The sequence below is a fragment of the Jezberella sp. genome (assembly GCF_964834465.1).
Genome location: NZ_CBAZRM010000010.1, coordinates 41,618 through 66,406 on the forward strand (window position 1 = coordinate 41,618; position 24,789 = coordinate 66,406).

Below are 24,789 nucleotides of genomic sequence, written 5' to 3' on the forward strand. Positions count from 1 at the left end.
CCGCTGGCCGTCTTCTATCTAAATCGTTTGCTGACCAACTATCGTTGGTCGTGCCATTCATCCATAGAATTTTTTAGGTTTCAACATGATATCTCACCCTTTATCCCGTCTGGGCGCCCTCACGGTTGCGCTGGGCACTTGTTTTGCCGCCCACGCTCAAGAAGCCAAAACCGAAGCACCCGCCTTGGAAGTCATCACGGTGACCGCTGGTCGTGGCACAGATCTTGAAGACATGCCCTTGAGTACGACAGTGCTGGATCGCAACGCAGTCCAGAACATGCCTGAGGCCACGGTTGACCAAGTGATCAATAAAATTCCTGGCATCTATATCAATTCGATTCCGTCTACATCGCTGCATCCCACGGGCAGCACGTTTAATATCCGTGGCTTTGGCACCAGTACCAACGTAAACACCTTGGTGATGCTAGACGGTATCCCCCTGAACGATCCATTTTTTCGGACTATCAACTGGGCACAAGTCCCCAAAAACTCGATCAACAGTATTGAGGTCATCAGAGGCGGTGGTGCAACCAGCCTGTGGGGAAATCTCGCCATGGGTGGTATCGTCAACTTAGTCAGCCGGCCGCCTCAAGATGACAAATTGAGTGTTTATGCCGACTATGGCAGCTACAACACCGTGAACACGGGTATCTCGGGTCAGTTATTTAAAACTGACAAAATGTCGATGGGATTGAGCTTTGATTATTCGAGAAGCGACGGTTTCAACACGACACCTGCAGATTACCGCAACCCGAATATGTCAGCCACCGCTTCGCAGGTATACAACGGCCTGCTATCAACTTATTTCACACCCGATGCGGACTCGACCTATTACTTGAAGTTCAGATTCAACCAGACACAGGAAACCGGTCTGACCTGGAACATCGCTGGCAATCAATGGAACTCGTATCTGCTGTCAGGGGGCGGCTCAACCAGATTTGCAGACGACAGCAGCATCAATTTCAATGCATGGGCAAGCTGGAACCAAATGCAGACCACCAATGCTGGTCAAACGCCATCGTTCAATATTTTGACCCCGAACATTGGCTCTGCTTATGTGAGCCAAAGCGAATTGGATAGCTATCAAAGCTACGGTGGCTCTGTGTTCTATCAAAAAGATGTTGGTCAGTTTAAAGCGGTGAAATTTGGCGCCGATGCTCGTCTTATCACCTCAAACGACAATATCGGGCAGTATGGCTCAACCGGCGCCATCACAGCCAATTTGATCAATAACGGGCAAAACACGTTTCAAGGTTTGTTCGTGTCTGGCACCTATAAATTCGAACAAATACCGCTCGATGTCAGTTTTGGTTTGAGAGAAGATTTCTATCAAATCTCAAACGCCAGTCTGTCGGGCAACGTCTTCTCGACGACAGGTGCGGCGAGCCCGATCAACTCAAGTTTGGCGAACAACAGCTATAACAGTTTCGATCCTAGTCTCGGTCTAAAGTTATACGCCAACGACAATCTGGATTTACGTGCGGCCATCTATCGCAACTTTGCCGCACCGGGCATGAACCAACTTTACCGGACGTATTTAAGTGGTTCATCCATCACGATCGCCAACCCATCGCTCACGCCGCAGACCAATGTCGGTCAAGAAATTGGCTTTGATCTTCACACGGCTCAGAAGGACGCTAAGCTTTCAGTGACCGCGTTCAACAACAACTTGAGTAACTTCCTTGATCTGGCAACAAATTGTTCGTCTGTCTCAACCTGCAACCCGCTGATCGCAGGTACGGGGCTCGCCGCGGGCAGTATCAGTTCGCTGAAGCAGTATGTCAATGCAGGCAACGCAACGATTCGCGGTTATGAGATTTTGGGTGAGGCACAAGTCTTAAAAAATCTTAATGTCAGTCTCGGCTTCACACAGACATGGGCTTACCTGACCAGCTCTGACTACGGCAGCGGCACTTCACCGTCAGACCCGACGAGCGCACAGCTAGGCCAAGTGCCTCCCTGGATGATTCAGGCTGGCGCGCAATGGCAAGCGACGCAAGACCTGATGCTAAGTGCGCATTTGCAGTCATTCCCTGCTTTCTGGCAGAACACGGCCCATACGCAACTCAATGACGGTGCCACGCTCGTCGATGTTGCTTTCAGATACCAATTAGACAAAACTGTGCAAGTGTATGGGGGCATACAAAACGTCTTCAACGTGCAATACCTGTCGCAAGGCTTGGGCGTGACGACCTTTGAGGGCAATACACTCAACACCGGGACGGTACCTTCGCTCGGCCTACCTCGTTGGTTTACCGTTGGCATGCGTGCCACTTTTTAAGCAAAAAAGATCATGAAACTTTCGGCAGGGTTTAACCGTCGGGTCAACGCATCGATGGCCATAGCTGCACTATGCATGGGTGTCCACGGCACCGGTATCGCACAAAGCGAACCCGCCGATCATCATGACGGGCTTGCCGCCAGCACTGCGCCCCCTCACTCGAGCTCAACTTCGATGGATGCTGCATCGGTCAGCCATGCAGCGATGACCCAAGGACAGTGTCAAGATCAGACCTTGCCATGCGCCAAAGCGGCCACACCAGCCTTTGCACCGGATGGGTCTCTATGGTTGACTTGGTCAGGCGGGGGCGCTGTCATGGCAGCGAGATCAACCGACCTGGGTCAATCATTTGGCCCCGCCATTGAAATCGCTAAGCACGACGCCTTTCTTGATACTGGCCCAGATGCCAGACCGAGCATCGTGATTGACAAAGATTACCGTATCTCGATTGCCTACGCTTTCTTCAAAGATAGGCAATGGAATGCTCAGGCAAATATCACGACGTCTCTTGACAGGGGTAATACCTTTACACCACCCCATGCGTTGGCAGATGACCCTTCGAGCCAACGATTCCCCAGTCTGGCGTTGACACCAACAGGCAAGTTGTTTGCCATCTGGATAGACAAGCGTCTGGTTGCAGCAGCAAAAAGGCAAGGCAAGCCCGCTGAGGGTGGGTCGATTGCCTATGCCTGGTCATCCGATATGGGTCAATCCTTTGAACCTGACCATATTTCAGAGCCCTCAAGTTGCGAATGCTGCCGCATCGCACTAGGCCTTAGCAAAAGCGGCCTGCCCGTCGTTGTCTACCGCGCAAACTTTGACGGCACTACCCGAGACCATGCAGCGCAAATATTTTCGTCGGCTACCCAGCCAGGAAGGCCACTGCCCATTGCGGATGATCATTGGGTGACCAACAGCTGTCCTCATCACGGCCCAGCAGTCGCGGTTTCGACATCAGGGATATTGCATACCGCATGGTACACGCAAGGGTCGAATCGTTCGGGCACTTTTTATGCACGTTCGACGGATGCAGGTCTGCACTTTTCGACGCCCATGCAACTGGGCGACAGTGACAAGCTAAGCGGCAGACCTTATCTGCTGACCGAAGGCAAGGCAGTTTGGCTGGTCTGGAAGAATTTCGATGGTCGGCAAGCCTCTGTCTGGTTGCAACGCTCTGTTGACGAGGGCAAGACATGGACGCCACCCAAACAAATCGCGCAGGCCACGGGGTACACCGATCACCCCTTGCTCATCAGTCACGACCAAAACGTCTACCTATCCTGGCTGACCGCAGCACGGGGATATCAATTGCAAGCCATTGAGCCTTAACCATGAATCGAATGAAATCGCTTGTCGGACTCTTCTGTTTGCTCTCGCTGCTTTGCACTCACGTGATGGCAAAGCCAGTGACCCCTTATCACGGCGGGGACTGGGCCAAACTGCTTGCGCAAGCCCAAGGGCACAACGCCATTATTCACATCTGGGGCTTCAGTTGCGGGCCCTGCGTGACAGAGTTACCTGCTTGGGGGTCATTTATGCAAACTCACCCCGGCGTGCTCGTCGCGTTTCTTGAGGTAGACCAAGTCCCCGAAGACATGACAATCAAAACCTTGACGCAAGCTAACTTAATAGAAGCGCTCCATTTCGTCTCTGCCGACTATTTTGATGAATACATGCGTTACGAGATTGACCCTAAGTGGCAGGGCGAATTGCCCATCACCTTATTGATCGACGCCCAAGGCAATACCCAAAAAATACGCGGAAGCGTGGATTTCAACCGGATCACCCGATGGCTATCGAAAGTGACTAAAGACGACTAACTCGCCACGGTATAGAATCAGGTGATCATTAGAAGTCACCAACCGAGACAGCGACATGAAAACCTATAAAATCGCGACCATTCCCGGAGACGGGATTGGCAAAGAAGTCATCCCTGAAGGCAGAAAAGTGCTCGAAGCACTTGCTGCTCACAATACCGCGCTCAACTTCGAGTTCGAGAATTTCGGATGGGGGGGTGATTACTATCGCCAGCACGGCATCATGATGCCAGACGATGGTCTTGATGCTCTGCGAGACAAAGATGCCATTTTATTTGGCTCTGCGGGCGATCCGGACATCCCGGATCACATCACGCTTTGGGGTTTGAGACTAAAAATTTGCCAAGGCTTCGACCAGTATGCAAATGTTCGTCCAACTCGTATTTTGCCAGGTATTGATGCCCCCCTAAAGCGCTGTACCCCTGAGCAACTGAACTGGGTGATCGTGCGCGAAAACTCCGAAGGCGAGTACGCGGGCGTTGGCGGCCGTGCCCACCAAGGCCATCCGATTGAAGTGGCGACAGACGTGAGCATGATGACCCGTGCAGGGGTTGAGCGCATCATGCGCTATGCGTTCAAACTGGCACAGGCCAGACCCCGTAAGCTATTGACGGTCATCACCAAATCAAACGCCCAAAGACACGCGATGGTCATGTGGGATGAAATCGCTGTACAGATATCGAAAGAATACCCAGATGTGACCTGGGATAAAGAACTCGTTGATGCAGCCACTGCCCGCATGGTCAATAAACCCGCGACGATGGACACGATTGTTGCGACCAACTTGCACGCAGATATTTTGAGCGACTTGGCAGCGGCACTGGCCGGCAGTCTTGGCATTGCGCCAACCGGCAACATCGATCCCGAGCGGCGCTATCCATCCATGTTTGAGCCGATCCACGGATCGGCTTTTGACATCATGGGCAAGGGCCTGGCCAATCCCATCGGTACTTTCTGGTCCGTGGTGATGCTACTCGAACATCTCGGCGAAAGCGCGGCGGCTGTAACGCTCATGCAAGCCATTGAAGCGGTCACGGCCGACAAAAAACTGCACACTCGGGACTTGGGTGGCTTAGCCAGCACAGCACAAGTCACTGCAGCCCTACTCAGTGAGATTGCAAAATGAATAAATCTACGTTTAAACGCAGCGTGACGGCCCTGTTGCTGACACTGTCCGGTAGCTTGTTCGTGTCGCAGGCGCAGGTGATTTCGGACAAACCGATACAGTATGTCATCCCATTTCCTCCGGGCGGTGAGTCGGATATCGTGGCTCGCTTGCAAGCTGACATTTCTTTTCAGCAGTATCACCAGCAAATGGTTATCCTGAACAAAGCGGGTGCTGGTGGCGGCATTGCCTGGGGCCAGATCAATAATTTCGCCAACGACGGCACGAGCATTGTGGGCGTGAACCTACCGCACGTGGTATTGCAACCGCTGCAGGAGGGCGCACAGTTCAAGACCGCCGACATCAGTGCCGTTTACTACTTTCACTACACGCCTGACGCCTTGATGGTTTCGGCAGATAGCCCTTACAAGACTTATCAAGATTTCGTGGCTGCCGCCAAGAAAAATCCAGGCAAATTGTCGCTGGCAGGATCCGGTCAGTACTCAGGTGCACAGATGGCAACCGAGCGACTTAAACGGTTAGCGGGCGTCAACGTTGAGTATGTTCCCTTCAAAGGCACAGGCGACCTCATCTCGTCGTTGATTGGCATGCACGTCGATGGGGCGATGGGGTATCTGCCACTGTCTATTCAACAAAAACAAAAAGTGCGTACCTTAGCGATCGCGACTGAACAGCGACACCCTTCATTACCAGACGTGCCAACCTTCAAAGAGCTAGGTTTAAACTGGGTCGATGGCGCCTATCGTGGCATCGCAATGCCCAAGAGTACGCCAGATGCGATTAAACAAAAGATGTCTGACTTTATGGCAAAACTTAATCGCGACCCGAAAGCGAAAGCACAACTCGAAGAAGGAGGCTTCGTTGTCGTCGATGTGCCATTCGAGAAAATGCAGGCTTTCATGGCAGAAAAGACGCCCTTGATCATGGATGATGCCAAGAACTCAGGCTTGTTGGATCGCTGAACATGCAGCACAGCGCGGACAAGTCTCTAAAGAGCCCTCTCCCTTTTCGAGGTTTGGTCGTCGTCGAATTGGGTCACAGTGTGGCGGCGCCTTTTGCGGGGCAAATTTTTAGTGAACTCGGCGCGCATGTCGTCAAGATCGAAAAATCTGATGGAGATGACGCACGCAAATGGGGGCCGCCTTTCTGGGAAGGTGCCTCCGCTTTTTTTCAATCGCTGAACCGAAACAAGCAATCGGTCGTCTGCGACCTGCGCGACCAAGAGCAACTTAACGCGCTTAAGGACTATATCAGCAAGCACGCAGATATCGTCATCCAAAATCTGCGCCCAGGCCACGTTGAAAAGTTAGGTTTGGATGGTGCAAGCCTGCTCGCGCTAAAACCTTCGCTCATCTACTGCAACCTCGGCGCCTTTGGTCATCTTGGCCCCTTGAAGGACAAACCTGGATACGACCCTCTCATGCAAGCCTTTGGCGGCATCATGAGCACGACAGGTGAACCAGGACGTCCCGCTGTTCGGGTGGGCGCATCCATTGTGGATATGGGGACGGGAATGTGGGCGGTGATTGGTGCACTCACTGCCCTTTATGAACGGCAAACGACAGGCATAGGCAAAGTCATTGACGTTTCTCTGTTTGAAACGGCGACAAGCTGGGTCTCGTTACTGGCATCGCAATATCTCGCCTCGGGCCTTGTGGCTGAGAAGCAAGGCTCTGGTGCACCAGGGATCGTCCCCTACAAAGGCTACCTCACCAACGATGGTGAGATTGTTGTGGCGGCCGGGAGTAACGCTTTGTTCAAATCATTGGCCACCGCACTTGGTCATGATGACTGGATCAACAACCCTAAGTTCATTGACAACCCAGCCCGCGTCGCCAATCAAGTGGAGTTATACGGGATGATTGATGCCATCATGTTGTCGCAATCGACAGATCACTGGATCAGCGTGCTGGAAGCGGCGGGGGTGCCCTGCTCGCCCGTCAACAACCTTGCGCAAATGCTCGCCCACCCGCAAACTGAAGCCATGGGGGTGGTGCAACCTGTCCCGGGCACTGAAATGAAGTTTATTGGTCTGCCTTTGAGTTTTGACGGGATTAAGCCCAGCCCTTATGGTGCGCCACCTAAGCTCGGTGAGCATACCAACCTGATCATTCAAAGCCCTCAAGGACAAGACGCATGAGTACGCTACCACGCTATGAAACAATTGCTTGCGACATGGTCGATGCGCATGTATTGAAGGTAACGCTGAACCGCCCCGCCGTCGGAAACTCAATCAATACTCAGATGGGACACGATCTGCTCGATCTTTGGAATCGACTGACAGCAGAGCCAGAGGATGTAAGGTGTGTCGTGCTGACGGGGATGGGCGAAAAAATATTCTGTGCTGGTGGTGATCTGAAAGAACGCAACGGCATGACCAAAGATCAATGGACTCGGCAACATGAATTGTTTGAGCGCATGTTCTGGACATTGGTCGATCTGCCCCTGCCTGTGATCGTTGCTGTGAATGGTCACGCTTATGCAGGTGGGCTTGAGATGGCACTCTGTTGCGACTTCATCTACTCGAGTCAGGCCGCGCGGTTTGCACTCACCGAAGTCACTTTAGGCATCATGCCCGGTGCTGGTGGTACACAAAATCTGCCACGTGCAGTCGGCGACCGTCGAGCCAAAGAAATCATCATGACCGGCAAACCCTTTCAAGCCGAGCAAGCCCTGCAATGGGGTTTAGTCAATGCTGTTTACGATCCGCAGGATGTGTTGACAAAGGCTATTGAAACGGCCCAAACTATCGCAGCCAACGCGCCTCTGTCAGTTCGGCAAGTTAAAAAATCGATCAGATATGGTGGGCAAATGGAACTTCGCACAGCATTTCGCTTCGAAGTCGAAGCCTACAACCACTTAGTCGATACTGAAGACCGATTGGAAGGCGTCGCTGCCTTTAATGAAAAACGTCAAGCAAATTTCAAAGGTCGCTGAATCTAAACCGTAGAGAGGCAAGGTCGTCATGAAGCAAAAAGTCACTGTCCGTGAAGTCGGATTGCGCGATGGTCTACAAATTCATCCGACCTTCATGCCTACCAACGCCAAAATGGCCTGGATACAAGCCGAGGCCACTGCTGGTCTGAGCGAGATTGAGGTCACGTCCTACGTCCCCGCAAAGCTGATCCCACAGTTCGCCGATGCGGCTGAAATCACTGAACAAGCGCTAAAGATACCGGGCCTGCTGGTCGCGGCGCTTATCCCCAATATGCGAGGTGCCCAGCGTGGCGTTGAACTTGGGGTTCATAAATTGAACTTTGTCATGTCAGTCAGTGAAACGCACAACATGAAGAACGTGCGTCGTCCACGCGAGGAGTCAGTCGCGGATTTTCGCGACATTGTGGCGATGATCAAACAACAACCAGAAGGTAAACGTCCTTTGATTGTGGGGGGATTGTCGACCGCTCTGGGTTGCTCATATGAGGGTCGTGTCTCGGTCGCTGAGGTTGTTAAATATGCGACAGCACTCGTCGAGGCGGGTGCCGACGAACTCGTGATTGCTGACACCGTGGGTTACGCAGATCCTAATCAAGTACGAGGTGTTTTTAAGGCGGTGCTTGCTGAGATTAATCGGCTGCCGATTGCCGCCCATTTTCATGACACCAGAGGCACGGGGCTAGCGAACGTGACCGCTGCCCTTGAATGTGGCATCGTGCATTTCGATGCTTCATTGGCCGGGCTCGGGGGATGTCCTTTTGCGCCGGGTGCAAGCGGCAACATTGTCATGGAAGACCTGTGTTTCATGCTTGACTCGATGGGCCTTGACACTGGCGTCGACCTCAACAAACTGGTCGAGGTGCGCAAAATCATTGCAGCGTCTTTGCCAGACATCCCTATGCAAGGCGCGCTTGCTCGAGCCGGTCTGCCACGCAATTACTTAACCGCATCAGAGCGACTGGCTGCTGCATAAAGCAGCCCGCTATTTCAGCGCATATTCAAGTACCCACCCACCGTGTCGGATTTCAAATGAACCAAGATTTAACGATTGCAATCGGTGAAGATTACGCAGATATCCGCGAAGCAGTACGCAAAGTTTGTGCGGATTTTCAAGGGCCCTACTGGCGCGACTTAGAAGCGAATGAAGCCTACCCGACAGCGTTCGTTCAAGCCTTAACGAAGTCTGGATTTTTGAGTGCACTGATCCCGCAAGCGTATGGTGGCAGCGGTATGCCCTTGAGAGCGGCGGCCGTCATCCTTGAAGAAATCCATGCATCGGGTTGCAACGCCGGGGCCTGTCACGCGCAGATGTACACCATGGGAACGGTCTTGCGCCATGGCAGCGAGGCTCAGAAACAACAATACCTGCCTGCGATCGCCAGTGGTGAGTTGCGACTGCAGGCCTTTGGCGTGACTGAACCCACGTCCGGCACAGACACCACGAAGCTGAAAACGCGTGCCGTTCGCGACGGCGATAGCTATGTGATCAACGGCCAAAAGGTTTGGACGTCTCGCGCGCTGCACTCAGACTTGATGTTGTTGCTCGCCCGTACGACACCGATCGAAGCCTGTCAAAAGAAAAGCGAGGGCCTGTCGGTTTTTTTACTCGACATTCGCGACCTGAGAGACAAGGGACTGGATATTCGTCCCCTCAAGGCGATGATCAACCACAACACCACTGAAGTTTTTTTTGACAATGTCCGAATTCCAGCGTCAAGCTTAATTGGTGAAGAAGGCAAGGGCTTTAAATATATTCTCGATGGAATGAATGCTGAGCGGATTTTAGTGTCAGCCGAAGCGATTGGCGATGGACGTTGGTTTACCAAGACGGCCATCAACTACGTCAAAGAACGCCGAGTATTTGACAGGCCGATTGGTCAAAACCAATCAGTGCAATTTCCGATTGCGCGGGCTTACGCTGAAATCGAAGCCGCCGATCTGGTCCTGCGTCGCGCGGCGGCCATGTTCGATGCGGGCCTGCCTTGCGGGGATGATGCCAACATGGGCAAACTGCTCGCGGCAGATGCCACCTGGCACGCAGCAGAGGCGTGCCTACAGTGCCACGGTGGCTTCGGTTATGCACGTGAATATGATGTTGAACGGAAATGGCGTGAAACGAGGTTGTTTCAAATCGCCCCGATTTCAACCAATCTGGTGTTGTCTTATATCGGTGAACATATGTTGGGGATGCCTCGATCTTTCTAGCCTTGGGTCTTGCACCGCGTTAGCCTACCCCGCGGTCACGCGAAATCCGCCATCAGCGCCGTCGATCAACAAAATTAGCACTTAGGGAGTCACCGACATGTCAGGCCTTACCGCAGCACTCGGCCACTACGTTGCACATCCAGGTTTTGCAGGCAAAGAAGACGAGGCCTGTGCCGTCGCCAAGACGGGATTTATCGATACGATTGCCACGATGATTGCAGGCAGCAATGAGCCCGTCGTGAAAATTATCCAAACGTTTTTTGGTGAAGGGCGTTTGAGTGATCAGGGTACTGATCTGGCGCCTGTGCCATTTGCAGGCAACTATCGGCCTGCTCATCAAGCAGCGTTTGTGACCGCCGTGGCAGGTCACGCACTGGATTATGACGACGTCGCTTTATCGGGACACACCAGCACCGTGCTCGTCCCGGCTATTCTCGCCGAGAGCCATGTACTGGAAGCGACTGGTCGCGACGCGTTGCTGGCGTATGTGGTCGGCTACGAAGTCTGGGCCGAGTTAATTAAGCGAGAGCCTGATCAATACCATCTCAAAGGCTGGCATCCCACCGGCGTGCTAGGCGCCGTTGCATCCGCAGCCGCAGTGGCTTATCTGAATCGGCTGGATGCTGATGTTGCGGCACGTGCCCTGGCCATTGCTGCCAGTATGGCAAGTGGTTTGGTGGCCAACTTCGGCACCATGACCAAGCCTTTTCACGCAGGCAGAGCGGCTTCACACGGCATCGAAGCCGTGCGCCTTGCCAAACTAGGGATGACCGCGGCGCCTGATGCCTTTGAGCATCACGCGGGCTATTTGGCGGCGCTCTCACCGAGTGGCCGAGTCGATCGCCAGCGAGCTGCGGCATCCTTGGGGGGCACACCTCGCATACTCGAGAGTGGTGTCTCTATCAAGCGCTATCCAGTCTGTTATTCCTGCCATCGCACGATCGACGGGGTGTTGGCGATCGCCGAGCGCGAAAATCTCACCGCAGCGGAAATTAAAGCGATGCACCTGACGACTGGGGCTGCACAGGCATCGATGTTGCGCAATCATCACCCAAAAACCGGCCTTGAGGCCAAGTTCAGTGCAGAGTTTGCGATCGCGTCTGCCATCGTGGCCAGAGAAGTTGGTTTAGCTCAACTGACCGATGCTTTCGTCAACCGCGCAGATGTCAGCAGCTTGTACAATAAATTGTCTATTTCAATCACTGACAAGGCCTGCCCCATCGACCCCTCATTTGCCCTTACTGACCGCATCGTGATTGAGACAATCGATGGCAGGGTTTTTGACTCAGGCGACATCCGTTTCCCGTTGGGCAACGCGTTGAACCCCATTGATACAGCTGGGCTCAAACAGAAATTCGATGACTGCGTCACGACCGGTCAGATGAACAACCCATCACTGACGGGCGTTGAACCGAGTTTGTATCACCGCTTGAACACACTCGAAGCCATCTCTAACATGCGTCACCTATTTCAAGCAGTATGAACCATTTAGTCTGGTTTCGCTATCTCATCGCGCTTGACGAGCATAAGCACTTTAGTCGAGCGGCCGACGCTTGCAATATCACCCAACCGGCCTTATCGAACGCGTTAAAAGCGCTCGAAGAAAGTTACGGCATCAGCATCATCAGTCGAGGCCGCAGCTTTATCGGGTTCACTGATGAGGGTCAAAAAGTCCTGGCAAGTGCCCGCCGCATCATGCGCGAACACGAAACGCTGCAGCAAGAGATTCACGGCGGTTCGTCCGAACCGACTGGGCAATTAACCATTGGGGCGATCCCCACTGCGATGCCTATCGCAAGCAGGTTTGCCGCCTTCATCCAAGCAAAGCATACGGCTGTGTCGATCGACGTAAAAAGCCTGAGTTCCCAGGATTTGGAAGCGAGCGTCGAGAATGGCTCACTTGATATGGCCTTAGGCTATGCGAAACGACTCTCTAGCCGGCATAGCCATTTAACGGTAATGCACCAATACGACGAACAGTATTACTTTGTCCAAAAATACCAACCATCTGAACGGGTTAATGGTCAAAAAGGATCACCGATCGCGTGGGCTAACGCGGCTAATCACCCTTTGTGCCTGCTGTCCAAAGCCATGCACAATCGCCATATCATTGATCAGACCTTCAAAGACGTTGGTGCGACCCCTCACGTCGTCATTGAAACGAATTCGATTGCGACGCTCGGGATCGTGGTGATGGCGGGTCATGTGGCGACCATCATGCCCGGTGCCTTGGTCTATCAGATGCGCGCTGAACCGGATATGGAAATCCACCCTCTGATCTCGCCCGAGATCAACACCGACATTTCGTGGATTTTGCTCAAAACAGAAAGGCAATCACATGTGCTGAGCGCGGCGCTCGCCTTTGCTCAATCGCCCGAGTGGGCTCTGCAACTGCAGCAGCATGCAGGTGCGCTGTCGGCCTAATCGGGCCACCAAACGCTCGATCATCCCATCCTAGGGATTTCCCTTCATTCAGCGAGTGAATCGTCACATTATTGAAATAAATTGGCGTGCCATCCTATAGTTATGGAATCATCTCGCTCGCGAGGAGATCCTTTCAAAAAACCAACAGGATGCTTAACTATGTCTGTAGACGCAGCAGTTGCAAACGCCAGCAGTAGCTGGTTGGATAAAGAGAGAACCATTGCTGGTTCTGGGTTCAACCGGTGGCTCGTGCCGCCAGCTGCACTTGCCATTCATCTGTGTATCGGGATGGCTTACGGCTTTTCGGTTTTCTGGATTCCACTGTCTAAAGCCATCGGTATCACGGCGGCCAAAACCTGCCCGCCGACCATGGGGATTTTGACCGAGTTGTTCACAACTGATTGCGATTGGCGCATCTCCAGCCTAGGCTGGATGTACACGCTTTTCTTCGTGATTTTAGGTCTATCAGCGGCAATCTGGGGCGGTTGGCTCGAGCGCGTCGGCCCTCGTAAAGCGGGTGTTGTCGCAGCCGTTTGCTGGTGCGGTGGTCTGTTCATTTCTGCGCTTGGCGTTCACCTGCATCAACTATGGATGCTGTGGCTTGGTTCTGGCGTGATTGGTGGGGTTGGTTTGGGTTTGGGCTACATCTCGCCAGTTTCAACCTTGATCAAATGGTTTCCTGACCGTCGCGGCATGGCGACTGGCATGGCCATCATGGGATTCGGGGGTGGTGCGTTGATTGGCTCACCATTGGCTGCGATGTTGATGTCTTACTTTGCCAGCACCACGAGCGTTGGTGTAATGCAAACATTCATCGTGATGGGATTGATCTATTTCGCCTTCATGATGGCAGGCGCACTGGCTTATCGTGTGCCACCGACGGGATGGAAGCCCGAAGGTTGGACGCCCCCCATCGCTCAGGCCAGCAATGCCATGATTACGCAGAAGCACGTTCACGTGAGCAAGGTCTGGGGTATCCCCCAGTTCTGGCTCATCTGGATCGTTCTGTGCATGAACGTCAGTGCAGGTATTGGTGTGATCGGAATGGCAAGCCCCATGCTGCAGGAAGTGTTCGGTGGACAACTGATTGGCGTTGCCAAGAAGTTCGGTGAACTCAACGCTGGAGAGAAAACGTCTATTGCCTTGGTTGCCGCTGGTTTCGCTGCCTTGATCAGCTTGTTCAACATTGGTGGCCGGTTTGTATGGGCCAGCTTCTCTGACAAGATTGGTCGCAAAACAACTTACTTCGTGTTCTTTGTCCTCGGCGCAATCCTTTATGCCAGCATCCCAGTCAGTGCGATGAAGGGCAGCGAGTTCTTCTTTATCGCCGCTGTGTGTGTGATTCTCAGTATGTATGGCGGTGGCTTTGCTACAGTACCTGCCTACTTGGCTGACATTTTCGGCACGCAAATGGTTGGGGCAATTCACGGCCGTCTGCTCACGGCATGGTCAACGGCTGGCATCTTAGGGCCTGTGGTTGTGAACTACATGCGTGATTATCAGATCACGATGGGCATCCCCGTAGACCGCGTCTACAACCAGACCATGTACATTCTGGTCGGCTTTCTCGCCATTGGCTTTATCGCCAATTTGATGGTGAAGCCCTTGGCTGACAAATGGTTCATGACGCCCGAAGAGCTGGCGCGCGAAAAGCAACTTGCGCATGAACGTGCGCTGGCCAACGAGGTCGGGTCAGCCAACGGATCAGTCACCAAAACGCCCCTGGTCATCGTCGTCGTTGCTTGGCTGGTTGTCGCCATACCTTTGGTTTGGGCAATTTACAGAACGTCGCTAAGCATTGCCAAAATGTTTAATTAAGTCACCTATTTAAAGAGAAAAGCATGACTGTCGATGCATTACCTGTCAGCGAACAACAAAAGCTAACGGTTCATGAGGTCTTGCATCGGCGCAAAGATGAACCCGGCGCGCTCATGCCGATTCTGCATGACATCCAGGACGCGCTTGGCTACATCCCAAGCCAGATGGTTCAAGATATTGCCAGCGCGCTCAACCTGTCTCGGGCCGAAGTACACGGGGTCATTACTTATTACCATCACTTTCGCATGACCCCTGCTGGGCGCCATGTCGTTCAGATCTGCCGCGCAGAATCCTGCCAGGCCATGGGTGCTGAAGCCCTGTTTGCTCACGCCCAGCAGCACCTGGGCTGTCAAGCGCATCAGACGACCGCTGACGGTCAACTCACGCTTGAAGCAGCCTACTGTTTAGGGCTTTGCGCGTCATCGCCCGCAATCGCCATCAATGACGAGGTGCATGCACGCGTTACACCCCTTAAGTTTGACCGTTTGATGGCAGAAACCAGGGGGCAGGCATGAGTATCACCGTTTTCGTTCCCAGAGATTCTGCTGCGCTAGCGGTTGGTGCCGACCGTGTGGCCAAGGCGGTTGCTGCTCAAGCACAAACGCGCAACATGGATATTCGGTTGGTGCGCAATAGTTCGCGTGGCATGTTCTGGCTAGAACCGCTGCTTGAAATCAACACGTCTGACGGACGCGTGGCTTTCGGGCCAGTTGAACCAGAAGATATCGTCGATATTTTCGAACAAGGGTTGGGACAAGCAACTCAACACCCGCTCTATCTCGGCAAAACGCAAGACATCCCGTATTTGAAGAACCAAGAACGCTTGACCTTTGCTCGGATGGGTATCACTGACCCTCTGTCCTTAACAGACTATGAAGATCACGAGGGCTTTGCAGGCTTACAGCGTGCTTTGACTATGTCTGGCCAGGACATCATTGCACAAGTGCTGGAGTCGGGCCTGCGTGGGCGTGGCGGTGCTGCCTTCCCCGCCGGCATCAAATGGAAAACCGTGGCTGCAACCCCTGCCAAACAACGCTATATCGTCTGCAACGCAGATGAAGGTGATTCAGGGACGTTCTCTGATCGGATGACGATGGAAGGTGACCCCTTCATGCTCATCGAAGGCATGACGATTGCAGGCATTGCAACGGACGCCACGATTGGCTATATCTACGTGAGATCTGAATACCCTCACGCCATCGCCGTGCTGAACGAAGCCATCCAAATCGCTGAAGCGGCAGGCTATCTTGGGGCGAACATTCTCAATAGCGGCAAATCATTTTCTCTCATTGTTCGTAAAGCGGCTGGTTCTTATGTTTGTGGTGAAGAGACCGCGCTACTGGAAAGCCTTGAGGGCAAGCGAGGCATCGTGCGCGCGAAACCCCCACTGCCCGCGATCGAAGGTTTGTTCGGTATGCCTACCGTCGTCAATAATGTGATTACGTTAGCCAGTGTGCCCATCATCATGGCACGAGGTGCCGCTTTTTACAAAAACTTTGGTGTTGGTCGTTCAACAGGCACGCTACCTTTTCAACTGGCCGGCAATATCAAGTTTGGCGGGCTGGTCGAAAAAGCCTTTGGGTTAACCTTGCGCGAACTGGTGTTTGATTTTGGTGGCGGCTCAGCGTCTGGCCGACCGATCAAAGCGATTCAGTCTGGCGGGCCCTTAGGCACTTACATCCCTGAATCGCAATGGGATTTGCCGCTGGACTATGAAACCTACATCGGTATCGGTGGCACCTTAGGACATGGTGGCATGGTGGTCCATGATGACACCGCTGACATGTCCAAACTCGCCCGCTACGCCATGGAGTTCTGTGCGCTTGAATCCTGTGGCAAATGCACCCCCTGCCGGATTGGGTCAACGCGCGGAGCGGAGGTGATCGACAAGATTACCTCGGGCAAAGATCGCGAACATCAAGTGGTGCTGCTCAAAGACCTTTGCAACACCATGACTTACGGCTCATTGTGCGCAATGGGCGGGATGACCCCGAATCCAGTGTTATCTGCACTGAATCATTTTCCCGAAGACTTTGGACTGACCCACGCACCAGTTACCGCGTAATCGCACAACACTGACGCAAAAGGAACCGACATGCTTGAGCAAGTCATACAACGCGATTTTGGCACGCCAGAAGTCGTGTCTGACAAAACCGTCACGCTGACCATAGACGGCACTGACGTGACGGTTGCTGCTGGCACCTCGTTAATGCGTGCTGCCATGCTCGCAGGCACCAAGATACCGAAGTTATGTGCCATCGATAGCCTCGAACCCTTCGGATCCTGTCGCCTGTGCCTGGTTGAGATTGAGGGGCGCAAAGGGTTCCCCGCTTCTTGCACAACGCCCGCTGAACAAGGCATGCGTGTCTGGACGCAAACCTCTAAGTTGCAGGATTTGCGTAAAGGCGTGATGGAGCTCTATATCTCTGATCATCCACTCGACTGCCTCACCTGTCCCGCCAATGGTAACTGCGAATTACAAGACATGGCAGGTGTCACGGGCCTGCGCAACGTTCGCTACGGGATGGAGGGTAAGAATCACATCCATATGACCAAGGACGAATCGAATCCTTACTTCACCTATGACGCCTCAAAGTGCATTGTTTGCAATCGCTGTGTACGTGCCTGTGAAGAGACGCAAGGCACGTTTGCGTTGACCATCAGTGGCCGCGGCTTTGACTCGCGCGTGTCGCCCGGTCAGGACGAAGCTTTCATGTCTTCAGAGTGTGTCAGCTGCGGGGCTTGCGTCGAAGCCTGCCCGACCGCCACGCTGCAAGAGAAATCAGTGATCTGGCTCGGTCAGCCTGAGCACAGCGTCACAACCACTTGTGCCTACTGTGGAGTCGGCTGCGGCTTCAAAGCCGAGATGAAAGGCAATCAGGTGGTTCGCATGGTTCCCTGGAAGGACGGGAAGGCCAACGAAGGGCACTCTTGTGTCAAAGGCCGCTTCGCTTGGGGCTATGCGACACACAAAGACCGTATGACCAAACCGATGATCCGCCACAAGATCACGGACCCTTGGAAAGAAGTTAGCTGGCAAGAAGCGATCAACCACGCGGCCTCTGAATTCAAACGTATTCAAGCCAAATACGGCAAAGACTCGATTGGTGGCATCACGTCGTCTCGTTGCACCAATGAAGAAGTCTATCTGGTTCAGAAACTTGTTCGCGCAGGCTTTGGCAATAACAATGTAGATACCTGTGCAAGGGTCTGTCACTCTCCGACAGGATACGGTTTGGGTCAGACCCTGGGTACCTCGGCAGGGACGCAGACCTTCAAGTCGGTGGAACACGCTGACGTGATCTTGGTCATGGGTGCCAACCCCACCGATGGTCATCCTGTGTTTGCCTCACGCATGAAGCGGCGGTTACGTGAAGGCGCTCGCCTGATTGTGATCGATCCACGTCGCATTGACTTAGTCAAATCCCCTCATATCAAAGCGGATTACCACCTTGCTTTGAAACCCGGGACGAACGTCGCCATGATCAGTTCGCTGGCACATGTGATTGTGTCAGAAGGATTGTTGGATGAGGCCTTTGTGCAATCACGCTGCGACGACAAATCTTTCAGGGATTGGAAAGCCTTCATCACTCGCCCAGAAAACTCCCCTGAAGCGATGGCTGACATTACTGGGGTTGCTGCCGAGTTGGTGAGAGGCGCTGCCCGACTGTTTGCTAAAGGCGCGCAGGGTCAAACGCTCAGTGGCCCCGCGGGTCGCGTCAACAGCGCCATTTATTATGGTCTGGGTGTGACCGAGCATGCGCAAGGATCAACGACGGTCATGGGGATTGCGAACCTCGCCATGGTAACTGGCAATATCGGTCGTGAAGGCGTTGGCGTTAACCCGCTTCGTGGGCAAAACAACGTCCAAGGCAGTTGTGACATGGGCAGCTTCCCGCACGAATTACCCGGGTACCGCCACATCTCTGACACCACCACTCGCGCTCAGTTCGAAGCGGCTTGGGGGGTCACGCTGGATGCTGAACCCGGCTTACGCATCCCCAATATGTTTGATGCGGCGATGGATGGCAGCTTCAAGGGCTTGTTCTGTCAAGGCGAAGATATTGCGCAATCCGACCCAGATACCCAGCACGTAGAGTCAGCGTTGAAGGCAATGGAATGCATCGTTGTTCAAGATATCTTCTTGAACGAAACCGCCAAATTCGCGCACGTCTTTTTGCCAGGCGCATCGTTTCTTGAGAAGGACGGTACCTTCACCAATGCTGAGCGTCGCATCAGCCGCGTGCGTCAGGTGATGCCACCGATGGCCGGCTTCGGCGACTGGGAGGCGACGCAAATGCTCGCCAACGCGCTTGGCTACGAGATGAACTACAGTCATCCTAGCGAAATCATGGATGAGATTGCCGCCTTGACCCCAAGTTTTAGTGGCGTCAGTTTCGACAAGATCGATCACCTTGGCAGTCTGCAGTGGCCTTGCAATGCAGAAACAGATGTTGCGGGCACCGCCACCATGCACATTGATCGTTTTGTGCGTGGCAAAGGACGTTTCATCATTACTCAGTACGTGGCCAGCACAGAGAAAGTGACCCGCAAGTTTCCATTGATTCTGACCACCGGCCGCATTCTGTCGCAATACAACGTCGGCGCACAAACTCGACGCACTGACAACAATAGGTGGCACAGCGAAGATACGCTGGAGATTCATCCGCATGATGCAGAAGAGCGTGGTATCAAGACGGGTAATTGGGTGGGGATTCAAAGTCGAGCAGGCGAGACTGTGTTGCGGGCAACAATCACAGAGCGAGTGCAACCAGGTGTTGTTTACACCACATTTCACTTCCCTGAGTCAGGGGCGAATGTGATCACCACAGATAACTCTGACTGGGCGACAAATTGTCCTGAGTACAAGGTAACGGCGGTTCAAGTGGTCCCGGTCACTCAGCAGTCGGCGTGGCAAGCGGATTACGCTCAGTTTAACGATCAGCAAATGAGGCTGCTGCATCCGAAAGATGAGACGTCGTCCGTTGTCACCAGCTAAGGCGTTGCCTTGAAACCAGAGATTCCGCCTGGCTGCTCAACCCCCGGTGCAAGCCAGGTGACGGTGCGAGTTGTGATCGGTGCTCAGATAGGCGATGCGTCAATCGATTGGGTTGCCCAAGAGAGACCCGTAGCGCTCGAATTCAATGGCGTGTCTCATGCCGTCATGTTGGCCACACCAACAGAGCTCGAAGACTTTGCACTCGGCTTTGCTGTGACTGAGGGTATCGTTGAGGCGGCAAGTGACGTTTATGGCGCTGAGGTCGTCGAGCATGCCGACGGTATTGCGGTAAAGATCGATATTGCTAGCCGTTGTTTCGTTCAATTAAAGGACAAGCGACGCAACCTCACGGGTCGAACAGGTTGCGGGCTTTGCGGCACAGAGAGCCTCAGCCAAGTCATTCGTCCTTTGCCATTGATCGCAACTGACGCAAAAAACATTCCAGCCGCCTCCATCAGCCATGCACTGGTGCAATTGCGCAGCCATCAACAGCTTCAGCAAACCACTGGGGCGACACATGCTGCGGCCTGGTTTGATACGCACGGCGAACTTCAACTGATCCGCGAAGACGTCGGGCGGCACAATGCACTCGACAAGCTCATCGGCGCGGGCCTGCGCAGCCAACGACAGAGCTGGCGGCAAGGCATGATCCTAGTGACAAGTCGTGCAAGTATGGAGATGGTTCAAAAAACGCTCATCGCAGGCTTTAACACCTTGGTTGCTATCTCTGCCCCCACCCAACTGGCGATTGAACTAGCACAAGCCCACGGCCTATGTCTTGTCGGTTTTGCCAAACCTGACCGATGGATTATTTACAGCCATGCAAATCGAATTGAAGGATTAGCACCATGAACAGCAACAACCTTGTCTCAATGGCCAATCAAATCGGCGATTTCTTCGCTGCGATGCCGGATCACAATGAAGCACTTGATGGTATTGCCGATCACATCAAAAAGTTCTGGGATCCGCGCATGCGCCGTGCATTGAAGCAACATATTGACCAAGAGAACGGACAAGGTTTGAATGCACTGGTCCGTGAGTCTTTGCTATCCCGCGCTCAAATATGGATGTGATCCAAACCTAGAACACGCTGTTCGTCGCACCTTCAAAATCTTCTCATTCAGCCTGCTGACTTGTCCACAAAAACTGTGGATAACCCTGTAGGTATGTCAGCGATATGACATACCGATCAAGCATTTAGCGCATAAGCGTAATTGCTAGTCACTTGGCGACTCACCTGAATCAATGGGTCTGCTTCACCGTCAGCACCTCACCCTCAGCGGCTGTAAGAATCAGGGATTGGCGTTATGCTATGTGACCTTTGACTCACGTAGCAATGAGTCGGCCCAATTCGCCAGTGTGCTGATGCTTGAGCACCCAACACGCTGATCAATATAATGAAATCGAAATGACTAACGAACTCCAGCTAGTCTTATCCATGGCACTATTCGCCTTTGTGTCCTCCATCAGTCCTGGCCCAAACAACATGATGCTGTTGAGCTCAGGTGTCAATTTCGGCTTTAGACGCACGTTGGCGCACATCTTTGGGATCTCGTGCGGGTTTTCTGTGATGCTTCTCGCGGTTGGTAGCGGCCTGATGGGAATCTTTCAAGAAATCCCGCTAATCTATCAGGTGATGAAGGTCGCTGGCTTTGCTTACCTGCTCTACTTAGCCTGGGGTATTGCCAACAGTGGCGCCCCCAGCAAATCCAAAGACGACACCGCTCGACCAATGAGTTTTATGGCCGCCGCACTCTTCCAGTGGATTAATCCTAAGGCATGGTTGATGTGCATTGGGCTCTTCAGCAGTTACATGCCTGCTGATGCCTCTGCTGGGTTTATCTTTGCCATGTGCTTTATGTTTGGCATCATCAACTGCCCATCTTGCGGCGTTTGGGCACTGATTGGCAACCAACTGGTGCATCGTCTTCAAAACCAAAAATATCGACAAATTTTCAACTGGGTGATGGCAGGCTTGTTGATCTTATCGATGATTCCGGTGCTATTTGTTTAATCACCGGTCGATGTCTTGCGAGCGGCGAGCGGCGAGCGACAATTGTTCAGCGATCAGACACGACTCGTCCTTGAGCCAAGCGAATGACATGATCACCCAACACGAAGGCATCCTGTTCGTCATGTGTGATCAAGATCATGGGGATATTGAGTTCTTTCTGTAACAAGCTCACTTCTTCTCGCATCCGTGCTCGTAAAGCCTGATCCAATGCAGCAAAAGGTTCATCCAGCAAGAGGACGTGCGGATTAGCGACCAGCGCGCGAGCTAGGGCCACCCGTTGCTTTTGGCCACCCGAAATCTGGTGTGGATAGTTCAATGCCACTGCCCCTAACTCAAACTTTTGGATCCACTCGACCACCTCGGGGGAAGAGTCCTGTTTAGAGGGATTCAGCCACCCCTTGCTCAACCCAAACGCAATGTTTTGTCCAACGGTGAGATGGGGAAACAGGGCATAGTCTTGAAAAAGAAGCCCCGTCTTGCGTGCACACGCGGGCAGATGAACGCGGGCCTTCTTATCGAAATAGACTCGACCATCAACAATAATTCGCCCTGCATCTGGCTTGATTAAACCAGCAATAATTCGCATCGTCAGACTCTTACCTGCACCGGATGGGCCCAACAAAACCAAGCGACGACTATCCGTTTCAAATGACACATCAAGCTCAAATTCGCCGCTGTCGCTGACCAAGGTCTTCTTCAATACCACGTCAATCAGACTCATTGCCGCACCCTTTGCCTTGCGTACCGCGGCGCTAGCCGCCCTGCAACCATCAGCACGACAATGCAGGTCAGCGACGTGAGTAACACCATCACGAGCGCACTATCATCGTCACCTGCTTGCACGGCTTCGTAAATGGCGACGGACAGCGTCTGCGTGCGGCCAGGCAAGTTGCCAGCAATCATGAGTGTTGCGCCAAACTCACCCAGCGCGCGCGCAAAGGCGAGCAGAATGCCCGCCATAATCCCACGAGAAGCGAGCGGCAGCGACACCCTGAAAAAAAGCGCAACCTCTGATAATCCCAAAACGCGTGCAGCATTTTCCAATAACGGGTTGACCCCCTCTAGCGCCGCCCGCGCAGAGCGCAAGACCAGAGGAAAAGATACGACGCTGGCAGCGATCACGGCCCCTTGCCAAGTGAACACAAGCTCAATCCCCAGCTGGCTCAGCCATGATCCAAATACGCCACGCCTGCCCAGTAAGACCAATAAATAATAGCCCAGCACGGTTGGCGGTAGCACCAAGGGCAGTGTCAGTAACGAGTCGACAACGTGAGCGAAGGGCGAACGCCATCTTGACAGGAGATAGGCGGCGGCAATGCCAAGCAAAGCGTTGATGGCCGTCGCCCAAAGCGATACTTTCAACGATAGCAACAGCGGCATCCAGATCGACTGAGAATACGTCACTAAAACATTGCCTCTTCAGGATTAACTAACATTTGATGAAAATAGCCGATATTGTCAAAAAGACAGGCTTTCCTTTTGCCATCCTATCACCAGCGTCAACGGGAAGCTTAGGGCTCAATCATCTCTCATTCTAATCGGACAGCATTTGAACATCGCCCCTGCGAATATTAAGCAAAGACCCGCTGATCAGGTTACGATTGAGCAACGCCTCTCGCTGCATACGATATGTCCTATCAACTCGTCTGGTTCAAGCGCGACTTAAGACTCCATGACCATGCCGCGCTGCAGGCTGCAACGGCCAAGGGGCCTGTGGCTTGCCTCTACATCATCGAGCCGAGCCTCTGGGCGCAAGCTGATTACTCTGCCCTGCACTACGGCTTTCTCATTGAGAGTCTAAGAGACCTGCACGCCCATCTCAAGCAACTTGGCGCAACGCTCTATATTCTGACGGGAGAAGCCATCGAGGTGCTGGATCAAATCTATGCCAAGGCGCCGTTTGAAGCACTGTACTCGCATGAAGAGACAGGCAACGCGTTTACCTTCAAGCGAGATAAACAAATCGGCAACTGGTGTAAGGATCGTGGTCTAAAGTGGCACGAGTTCAGGCAGTTTGGCGTCGTCCGCAAACTAAAAAATCGCAATGACTGGAAAGACGCGTGGGATTTACACACCTCTCGACCGTGCCTTCCCGTACCAAGCCTGACCCACGCTGCTCTGCCCTTACCAGCACCTCAAGTGCCGTTGGTAGACTCCATGCAGATTGATTCACACCAAGCGCCGCGCCGGCAGAAAGGTGGACGTCAAGAGGGTTTGAACGTGCTCAACAGTTTCATCGACCATCGTAGCCAAAAATATCGTGGTGGAATTTCTTCGCCGCTGTCTGCCCCGACGGCCTGCTCCAGGATTTCACCTTATCTTGCTTTAGGCTGCGTCAGTCTTCGTGAAATCGTCAAAGCCACTCAACTCAAACTCTTGCAATTACCGCTTCATGAGACAAAACAACGGTTAGGGTTAAATGCCTTTGTGAGCAGACTTTACTGGCACTGCCACTTTATCCAGAAGCTTGAAAGTGAACCCGCGATTGAGCATCAAAACATGCACCGAGGTTACAACGGGTTTCGCGAGAAAGACTTTAATCAGGCGCACTTTGATGCGCTGATCACTGCCAGAACAGGCTGGCCCATGGTCGATGCCAGTGTGACCATGCTTGCACAAACCGGGTGGTTGAACTTCAGAATGAGAGCCATGCTCGTATCCACTGCCGCCTACCCTTTGTTTTTGCATTGGCGTCCGGTCGGTGAATGGTTAGCGCGGCAATTTCTGGATTACGAGCCGGGCATTCACTGGAGCCAGATGCAGATGCAATCCGGCACCACTGGGATTAATGTGCCTCGGATTTACAATCCGATCAAACAAGCGAAAGACCACGATCCTCAGGGGCAATTTGTACGACAGTGGCTACCGCATTTGCGTCAAGTACCAGATAGCTGGCTCTTTGAGCCTTGGCGCATGCCAAAAGACATTCAAGAGAAGTGTGGCGTCTTTGTTGGTAAAGAGATCCCCATCCCTGTTGTCGATTTGGATAGAGCGACTCGAGAGGCCAAGTCCAAGCTCTTTGCCTTACGAGAAAAAAAATCAGTCAAAGCAGGCAAAGCGGGCATCATTGAAAAACATGGTTCGCGCAAACCGCTGGTGAAAACCCCTCGAAAACCGGCTAGCAAAAACAATGACCAGTTGGGCTTCGATTTTTAGCGTCATGCCCGA

Annotated in this window: 21 protein-coding genes; 19 read left to right on the plus strand and 2 right to left on the minus strand. The window is 53.1% G+C overall.

Going from position 1 to position 24,789, the window contains the following annotated elements; all coding sequences use genetic code 11:
• Window positions 1-85: 85 nt before the first annotated feature.
• From AC1W8Y_RS09225 to AC1W8Y_RS09310, 18 genes are all read left to right on the plus strand, one after another.
• Complete coding sequence (locus AC1W8Y_RS09225) at window positions 86-2,281, plus strand: TonB-dependent receptor plug domain-containing protein (protein ID WP_482014184.1); 2,196 nt, start codon at window positions 86-88, stop codon at window positions 2,279-2,281.
• Window positions 2,282-2,293: 12 nt separating this feature from the next.
• Window positions 2,294-3,610, plus strand: coding sequence for a sialidase family protein (locus tag AC1W8Y_RS09230; protein WP_482014185.1), 1,317 nt, complete (start codon window positions 2,294-2,296; stop codon window positions 3,608-3,610).
• A 2-nt stretch (window positions 3,611-3,612) separates the two neighbouring features.
• A complete protein-coding gene (locus tag AC1W8Y_RS09235; protein WP_482014186.1) occupies window positions 3,613-4,101 on the plus strand; it encodes a TlpA family protein disulfide reductase in 489 nt (162 codons plus the stop codon).
• Between the two features lie 55 nt (window positions 4,102-4,156).
• Window positions 4,157-5,224, plus strand: coding sequence for a tartrate dehydrogenase (locus tag AC1W8Y_RS09240; protein WP_482014187.1), 1,068 nt, complete (start codon window positions 4,157-4,159; stop codon window positions 5,222-5,224).
• The gene (locus tag AC1W8Y_RS09245; RefSeq protein WP_482014188.1) at window positions 5,221-6,186 is read left to right on the plus strand and encodes a tripartite tricarboxylate transporter substrate binding protein; all 966 of its coding nucleotides are present in this window, start codon (window positions 5,221-5,223) and stop codon (window positions 6,184-6,186) included. The genes AC1W8Y_RS09240 and AC1W8Y_RS09245 overlap by 4 nt, the downstream gene beginning before the upstream one ends.
• A 2-nt stretch (window positions 6,187-6,188) precedes the next feature.
• The gene (locus AC1W8Y_RS09250) at window positions 6,189-7,364 is read left to right on the plus strand and encodes a CaiB/BaiF CoA transferase family protein (RefSeq protein WP_482014189.1); all 1,176 of its coding nucleotides are present in this window, start codon (window positions 6,189-6,191) and stop codon (window positions 7,362-7,364) included.
• Window positions 7,361-8,161, plus strand: coding sequence for an enoyl-CoA hydratase/isomerase family protein (locus AC1W8Y_RS09255; protein WP_482014190.1), 801 nt, complete (start codon window positions 7,361-7,363; stop codon window positions 8,159-8,161). The genes AC1W8Y_RS09250 and AC1W8Y_RS09255 overlap by 4 nt, the downstream gene beginning before the upstream one ends.
• A 28-nt stretch (window positions 8,162-8,189) precedes the next feature.
• The gene (locus AC1W8Y_RS09260) at window positions 8,190-9,134 is read left to right on the plus strand and encodes a hydroxymethylglutaryl-CoA lyase (RefSeq protein ID WP_482014191.1); all 945 of its coding nucleotides are present in this window, start codon (window positions 8,190-8,192) and stop codon (window positions 9,132-9,134) included.
• Between the two features lie 56 nt (window positions 9,135-9,190).
• Entirely contained in the window at window positions 9,191-10,366 is a 1,176-nt protein-coding gene (locus AC1W8Y_RS09265) for an acyl-CoA dehydrogenase family protein (RefSeq protein WP_482014192.1), read from the plus strand.
• A 97-nt stretch (window positions 10,367-10,463) separates the two neighbouring features.
• Window positions 10,464-11,849 (plus strand): MmgE/PrpD family protein, encoded by a 1,386-nt coding sequence (locus AC1W8Y_RS09270; RefSeq protein ID WP_482014193.1) that lies wholly within the window; start codon window positions 10,464-10,466, stop codon window positions 11,847-11,849.
• Window positions 11,846-12,790 (plus strand): LysR family transcriptional regulator, encoded by a 945-nt coding sequence (locus AC1W8Y_RS09275; protein ID WP_482014194.1) that lies wholly within the window; start codon window positions 11,846-11,848, stop codon window positions 12,788-12,790. Before AC1W8Y_RS09270 ends, AC1W8Y_RS09275 begins: the two co-directional genes overlap by 4 nt.
• Window positions 12,791-12,949: 159 nt before the next feature.
• Entirely contained in the window at window positions 12,950-14,608 is a 1,659-nt protein-coding gene (locus tag AC1W8Y_RS09280; RefSeq protein ID WP_482014195.1) for an OFA family MFS transporter, read from the plus strand.
• Window positions 14,609-14,631: 23 nt separating this feature from the next.
• Complete coding sequence (locus AC1W8Y_RS09285) at window positions 14,632-15,123, plus strand: formate dehydrogenase subunit gamma (RefSeq protein ID WP_482014196.1); 492 nt, start codon at window positions 14,632-14,634, stop codon at window positions 15,121-15,123.
• Window positions 15,120-16,673 (plus strand): formate dehydrogenase beta subunit, encoded by a 1,554-nt coding sequence (locus AC1W8Y_RS09290; protein ID WP_482014197.1) that lies wholly within the window; start codon window positions 15,120-15,122, stop codon window positions 16,671-16,673. Before AC1W8Y_RS09285 ends, AC1W8Y_RS09290 begins: the two co-directional genes overlap by 4 nt.
• A 30-nt stretch (window positions 16,674-16,703) precedes the next feature.
• Complete coding sequence (gene fdhF / locus AC1W8Y_RS09295) at window positions 16,704-19,607, plus strand: formate dehydrogenase subunit alpha (protein WP_482014198.1); 2,904 nt, start codon at window positions 16,704-16,706, stop codon at window positions 19,605-19,607.
• Window positions 19,608-19,616: 9 nt separating this feature from the next.
• The gene (gene fdhD / locus AC1W8Y_RS09300) at window positions 19,617-20,459 is read left to right on the plus strand and encodes a formate dehydrogenase accessory sulfurtransferase FdhD (RefSeq protein ID WP_482014199.1); all 843 of its coding nucleotides are present in this window, start codon (window positions 19,617-19,619) and stop codon (window positions 20,457-20,459) included.
• Entirely contained in the window at window positions 20,456-20,680 is a 225-nt protein-coding gene (locus tag AC1W8Y_RS09305) for a formate dehydrogenase subunit delta (RefSeq protein ID WP_482014200.1), read from the plus strand. Before fdhD ends, AC1W8Y_RS09305 begins: the two co-directional genes overlap by 4 nt.
• Window positions 20,681-21,015: 335 nt before the next feature.
• Window positions 21,016-21,621 (plus strand): LysE family translocator, encoded by a 606-nt coding sequence (locus AC1W8Y_RS09310; RefSeq protein WP_482014201.1) that lies wholly within the window; start codon window positions 21,016-21,018, stop codon window positions 21,619-21,621.
• A 46-nt stretch (window positions 21,622-21,667) separates the two neighbouring features.
• On the opposite strand, the gene AC1W8Y_RS09315 is transcribed toward AC1W8Y_RS09310, so the two are convergent.
• Window positions 21,668-22,342: a sulfate/molybdate ABC transporter ATP-binding protein gene (locus tag AC1W8Y_RS09315; RefSeq protein ID WP_482014202.1), complete on the minus strand. Its 675-nt coding sequence runs from the start codon at window positions 22,340-22,342 to the stop codon at window positions 21,668-21,670.
• Window positions 22,339-23,001 (minus strand): molybdate ABC transporter permease subunit, encoded by a 663-nt coding sequence (modB, locus tag AC1W8Y_RS09320; protein WP_482014280.1) that lies wholly within the window; start codon window positions 22,999-23,001, stop codon window positions 22,339-22,341. The genes AC1W8Y_RS09315 and modB overlap by 4 nt, the downstream gene beginning before the upstream one ends.
• A 249-nt stretch (window positions 23,002-23,250) precedes the next feature.
• Between modB and AC1W8Y_RS09325 the strand changes: the two genes are divergently transcribed.
• Window positions 23,251-24,777 (plus strand): FAD-binding domain-containing protein, encoded by a 1,527-nt coding sequence (locus AC1W8Y_RS09325; RefSeq protein ID WP_482014203.1) that lies wholly within the window; start codon window positions 23,251-23,253, stop codon window positions 24,775-24,777.
• The last annotated feature ends 12 nt before the right edge of the window (window positions 24,778-24,789 follow it).

Bases quoted from the DNA above. Each gene is read 5' to 3' on its own strand.
- AC1W8Y_RS09225 (WP_482014184.1), top strand. From the start codon at position 86: ATGATATCTCACCCTTTATCCCGTCTGGGCGCCCTCACGGTTGCGCTG.
- AC1W8Y_RS09230 (WP_482014185.1), top strand. From the start codon at position 2,294: ATGAAACTTTCGGCAGGGTTTAACCGTCGGGTCAACGCATCGATGGCC.
- AC1W8Y_RS09235 (WP_482014186.1), top strand. From the start codon at position 3,613: ATGAATCGAATGAAATCGCTTGTCGGACTCTTCTGTTTGCTCTCGCTG.
- AC1W8Y_RS09240 (WP_482014187.1), top strand. From the start codon at position 4,157: ATGAAAACCTATAAAATCGCGACCATTCCCGGAGACGGGATTGGCAAA.
- AC1W8Y_RS09245 (WP_482014188.1), top strand. From the start codon at position 5,221: ATGAATAAATCTACGTTTAAACGCAGCGTGACGGCCCTGTTGCTGACA.
- AC1W8Y_RS09250 (WP_482014189.1), top strand. From the start codon at position 6,189: ATGCAGCACAGCGCGGACAAGTCTCTAAAGAGCCCTCTCCCTTTTCGA.
- AC1W8Y_RS09255 (WP_482014190.1), top strand. From the start codon at position 7,361: ATGAGTACGCTACCACGCTATGAAACAATTGCTTGCGACATGGTCGAT.
- AC1W8Y_RS09260 (WP_482014191.1), top strand. From the start codon at position 8,190: ATGAAGCAAAAAGTCACTGTCCGTGAAGTCGGATTGCGCGATGGTCTA.
- AC1W8Y_RS09265 (WP_482014192.1), top strand. From the start codon at position 9,191: ATGAACCAAGATTTAACGATTGCAATCGGTGAAGATTACGCAGATATC.
- AC1W8Y_RS09270 (WP_482014193.1), top strand. From the start codon at position 10,464: ATGTCAGGCCTTACCGCAGCACTCGGCCACTACGTTGCACATCCAGGT.
- AC1W8Y_RS09275 (WP_482014194.1), top strand. From the start codon at position 11,846: ATGAACCATTTAGTCTGGTTTCGCTATCTCATCGCGCTTGACGAGCAT.
- AC1W8Y_RS09280 (WP_482014195.1), top strand. From the start codon at position 12,950: ATGTCTGTAGACGCAGCAGTTGCAAACGCCAGCAGTAGCTGGTTGGAT.
- AC1W8Y_RS09285 (WP_482014196.1), top strand. From the start codon at position 14,632: ATGACTGTCGATGCATTACCTGTCAGCGAACAACAAAAGCTAACGGTT.
- AC1W8Y_RS09290 (WP_482014197.1), top strand. From the start codon at position 15,120: ATGAGTATCACCGTTTTCGTTCCCAGAGATTCTGCTGCGCTAGCGGTT.
- fdhF (WP_482014198.1), top strand. From the start codon at position 16,704: ATGCTTGAGCAAGTCATACAACGCGATTTTGGCACGCCAGAAGTCGTG.
- AC1W8Y_RS09305 (WP_482014200.1), top strand. From the start codon at position 20,456: ATGAACAGCAACAACCTTGTCTCAATGGCCAATCAAATCGGCGATTTC.
- AC1W8Y_RS09310 (WP_482014201.1), top strand. From the start codon at position 21,016: ATGACTAACGAACTCCAGCTAGTCTTATCCATGGCACTATTCGCCTTT.
- AC1W8Y_RS09315 (WP_482014202.1), bottom strand. From the start codon at position 22,342: ATGAGTCTGATTGACGTGGTATTGAAGAAGACCTTGGTCAGCGACAGC.
- modB (WP_482014280.1), bottom strand. From the start codon at position 23,001: ATGCCGCTGTTGCTATCGTTGAAAGTATCGCTTTGGGCGACGGCCATC.
- AC1W8Y_RS09325 (WP_482014203.1), top strand. From the start codon at position 23,251: ATGTCCTATCAACTCGTCTGGTTCAAGCGCGACTTAAGACTCCATGAC.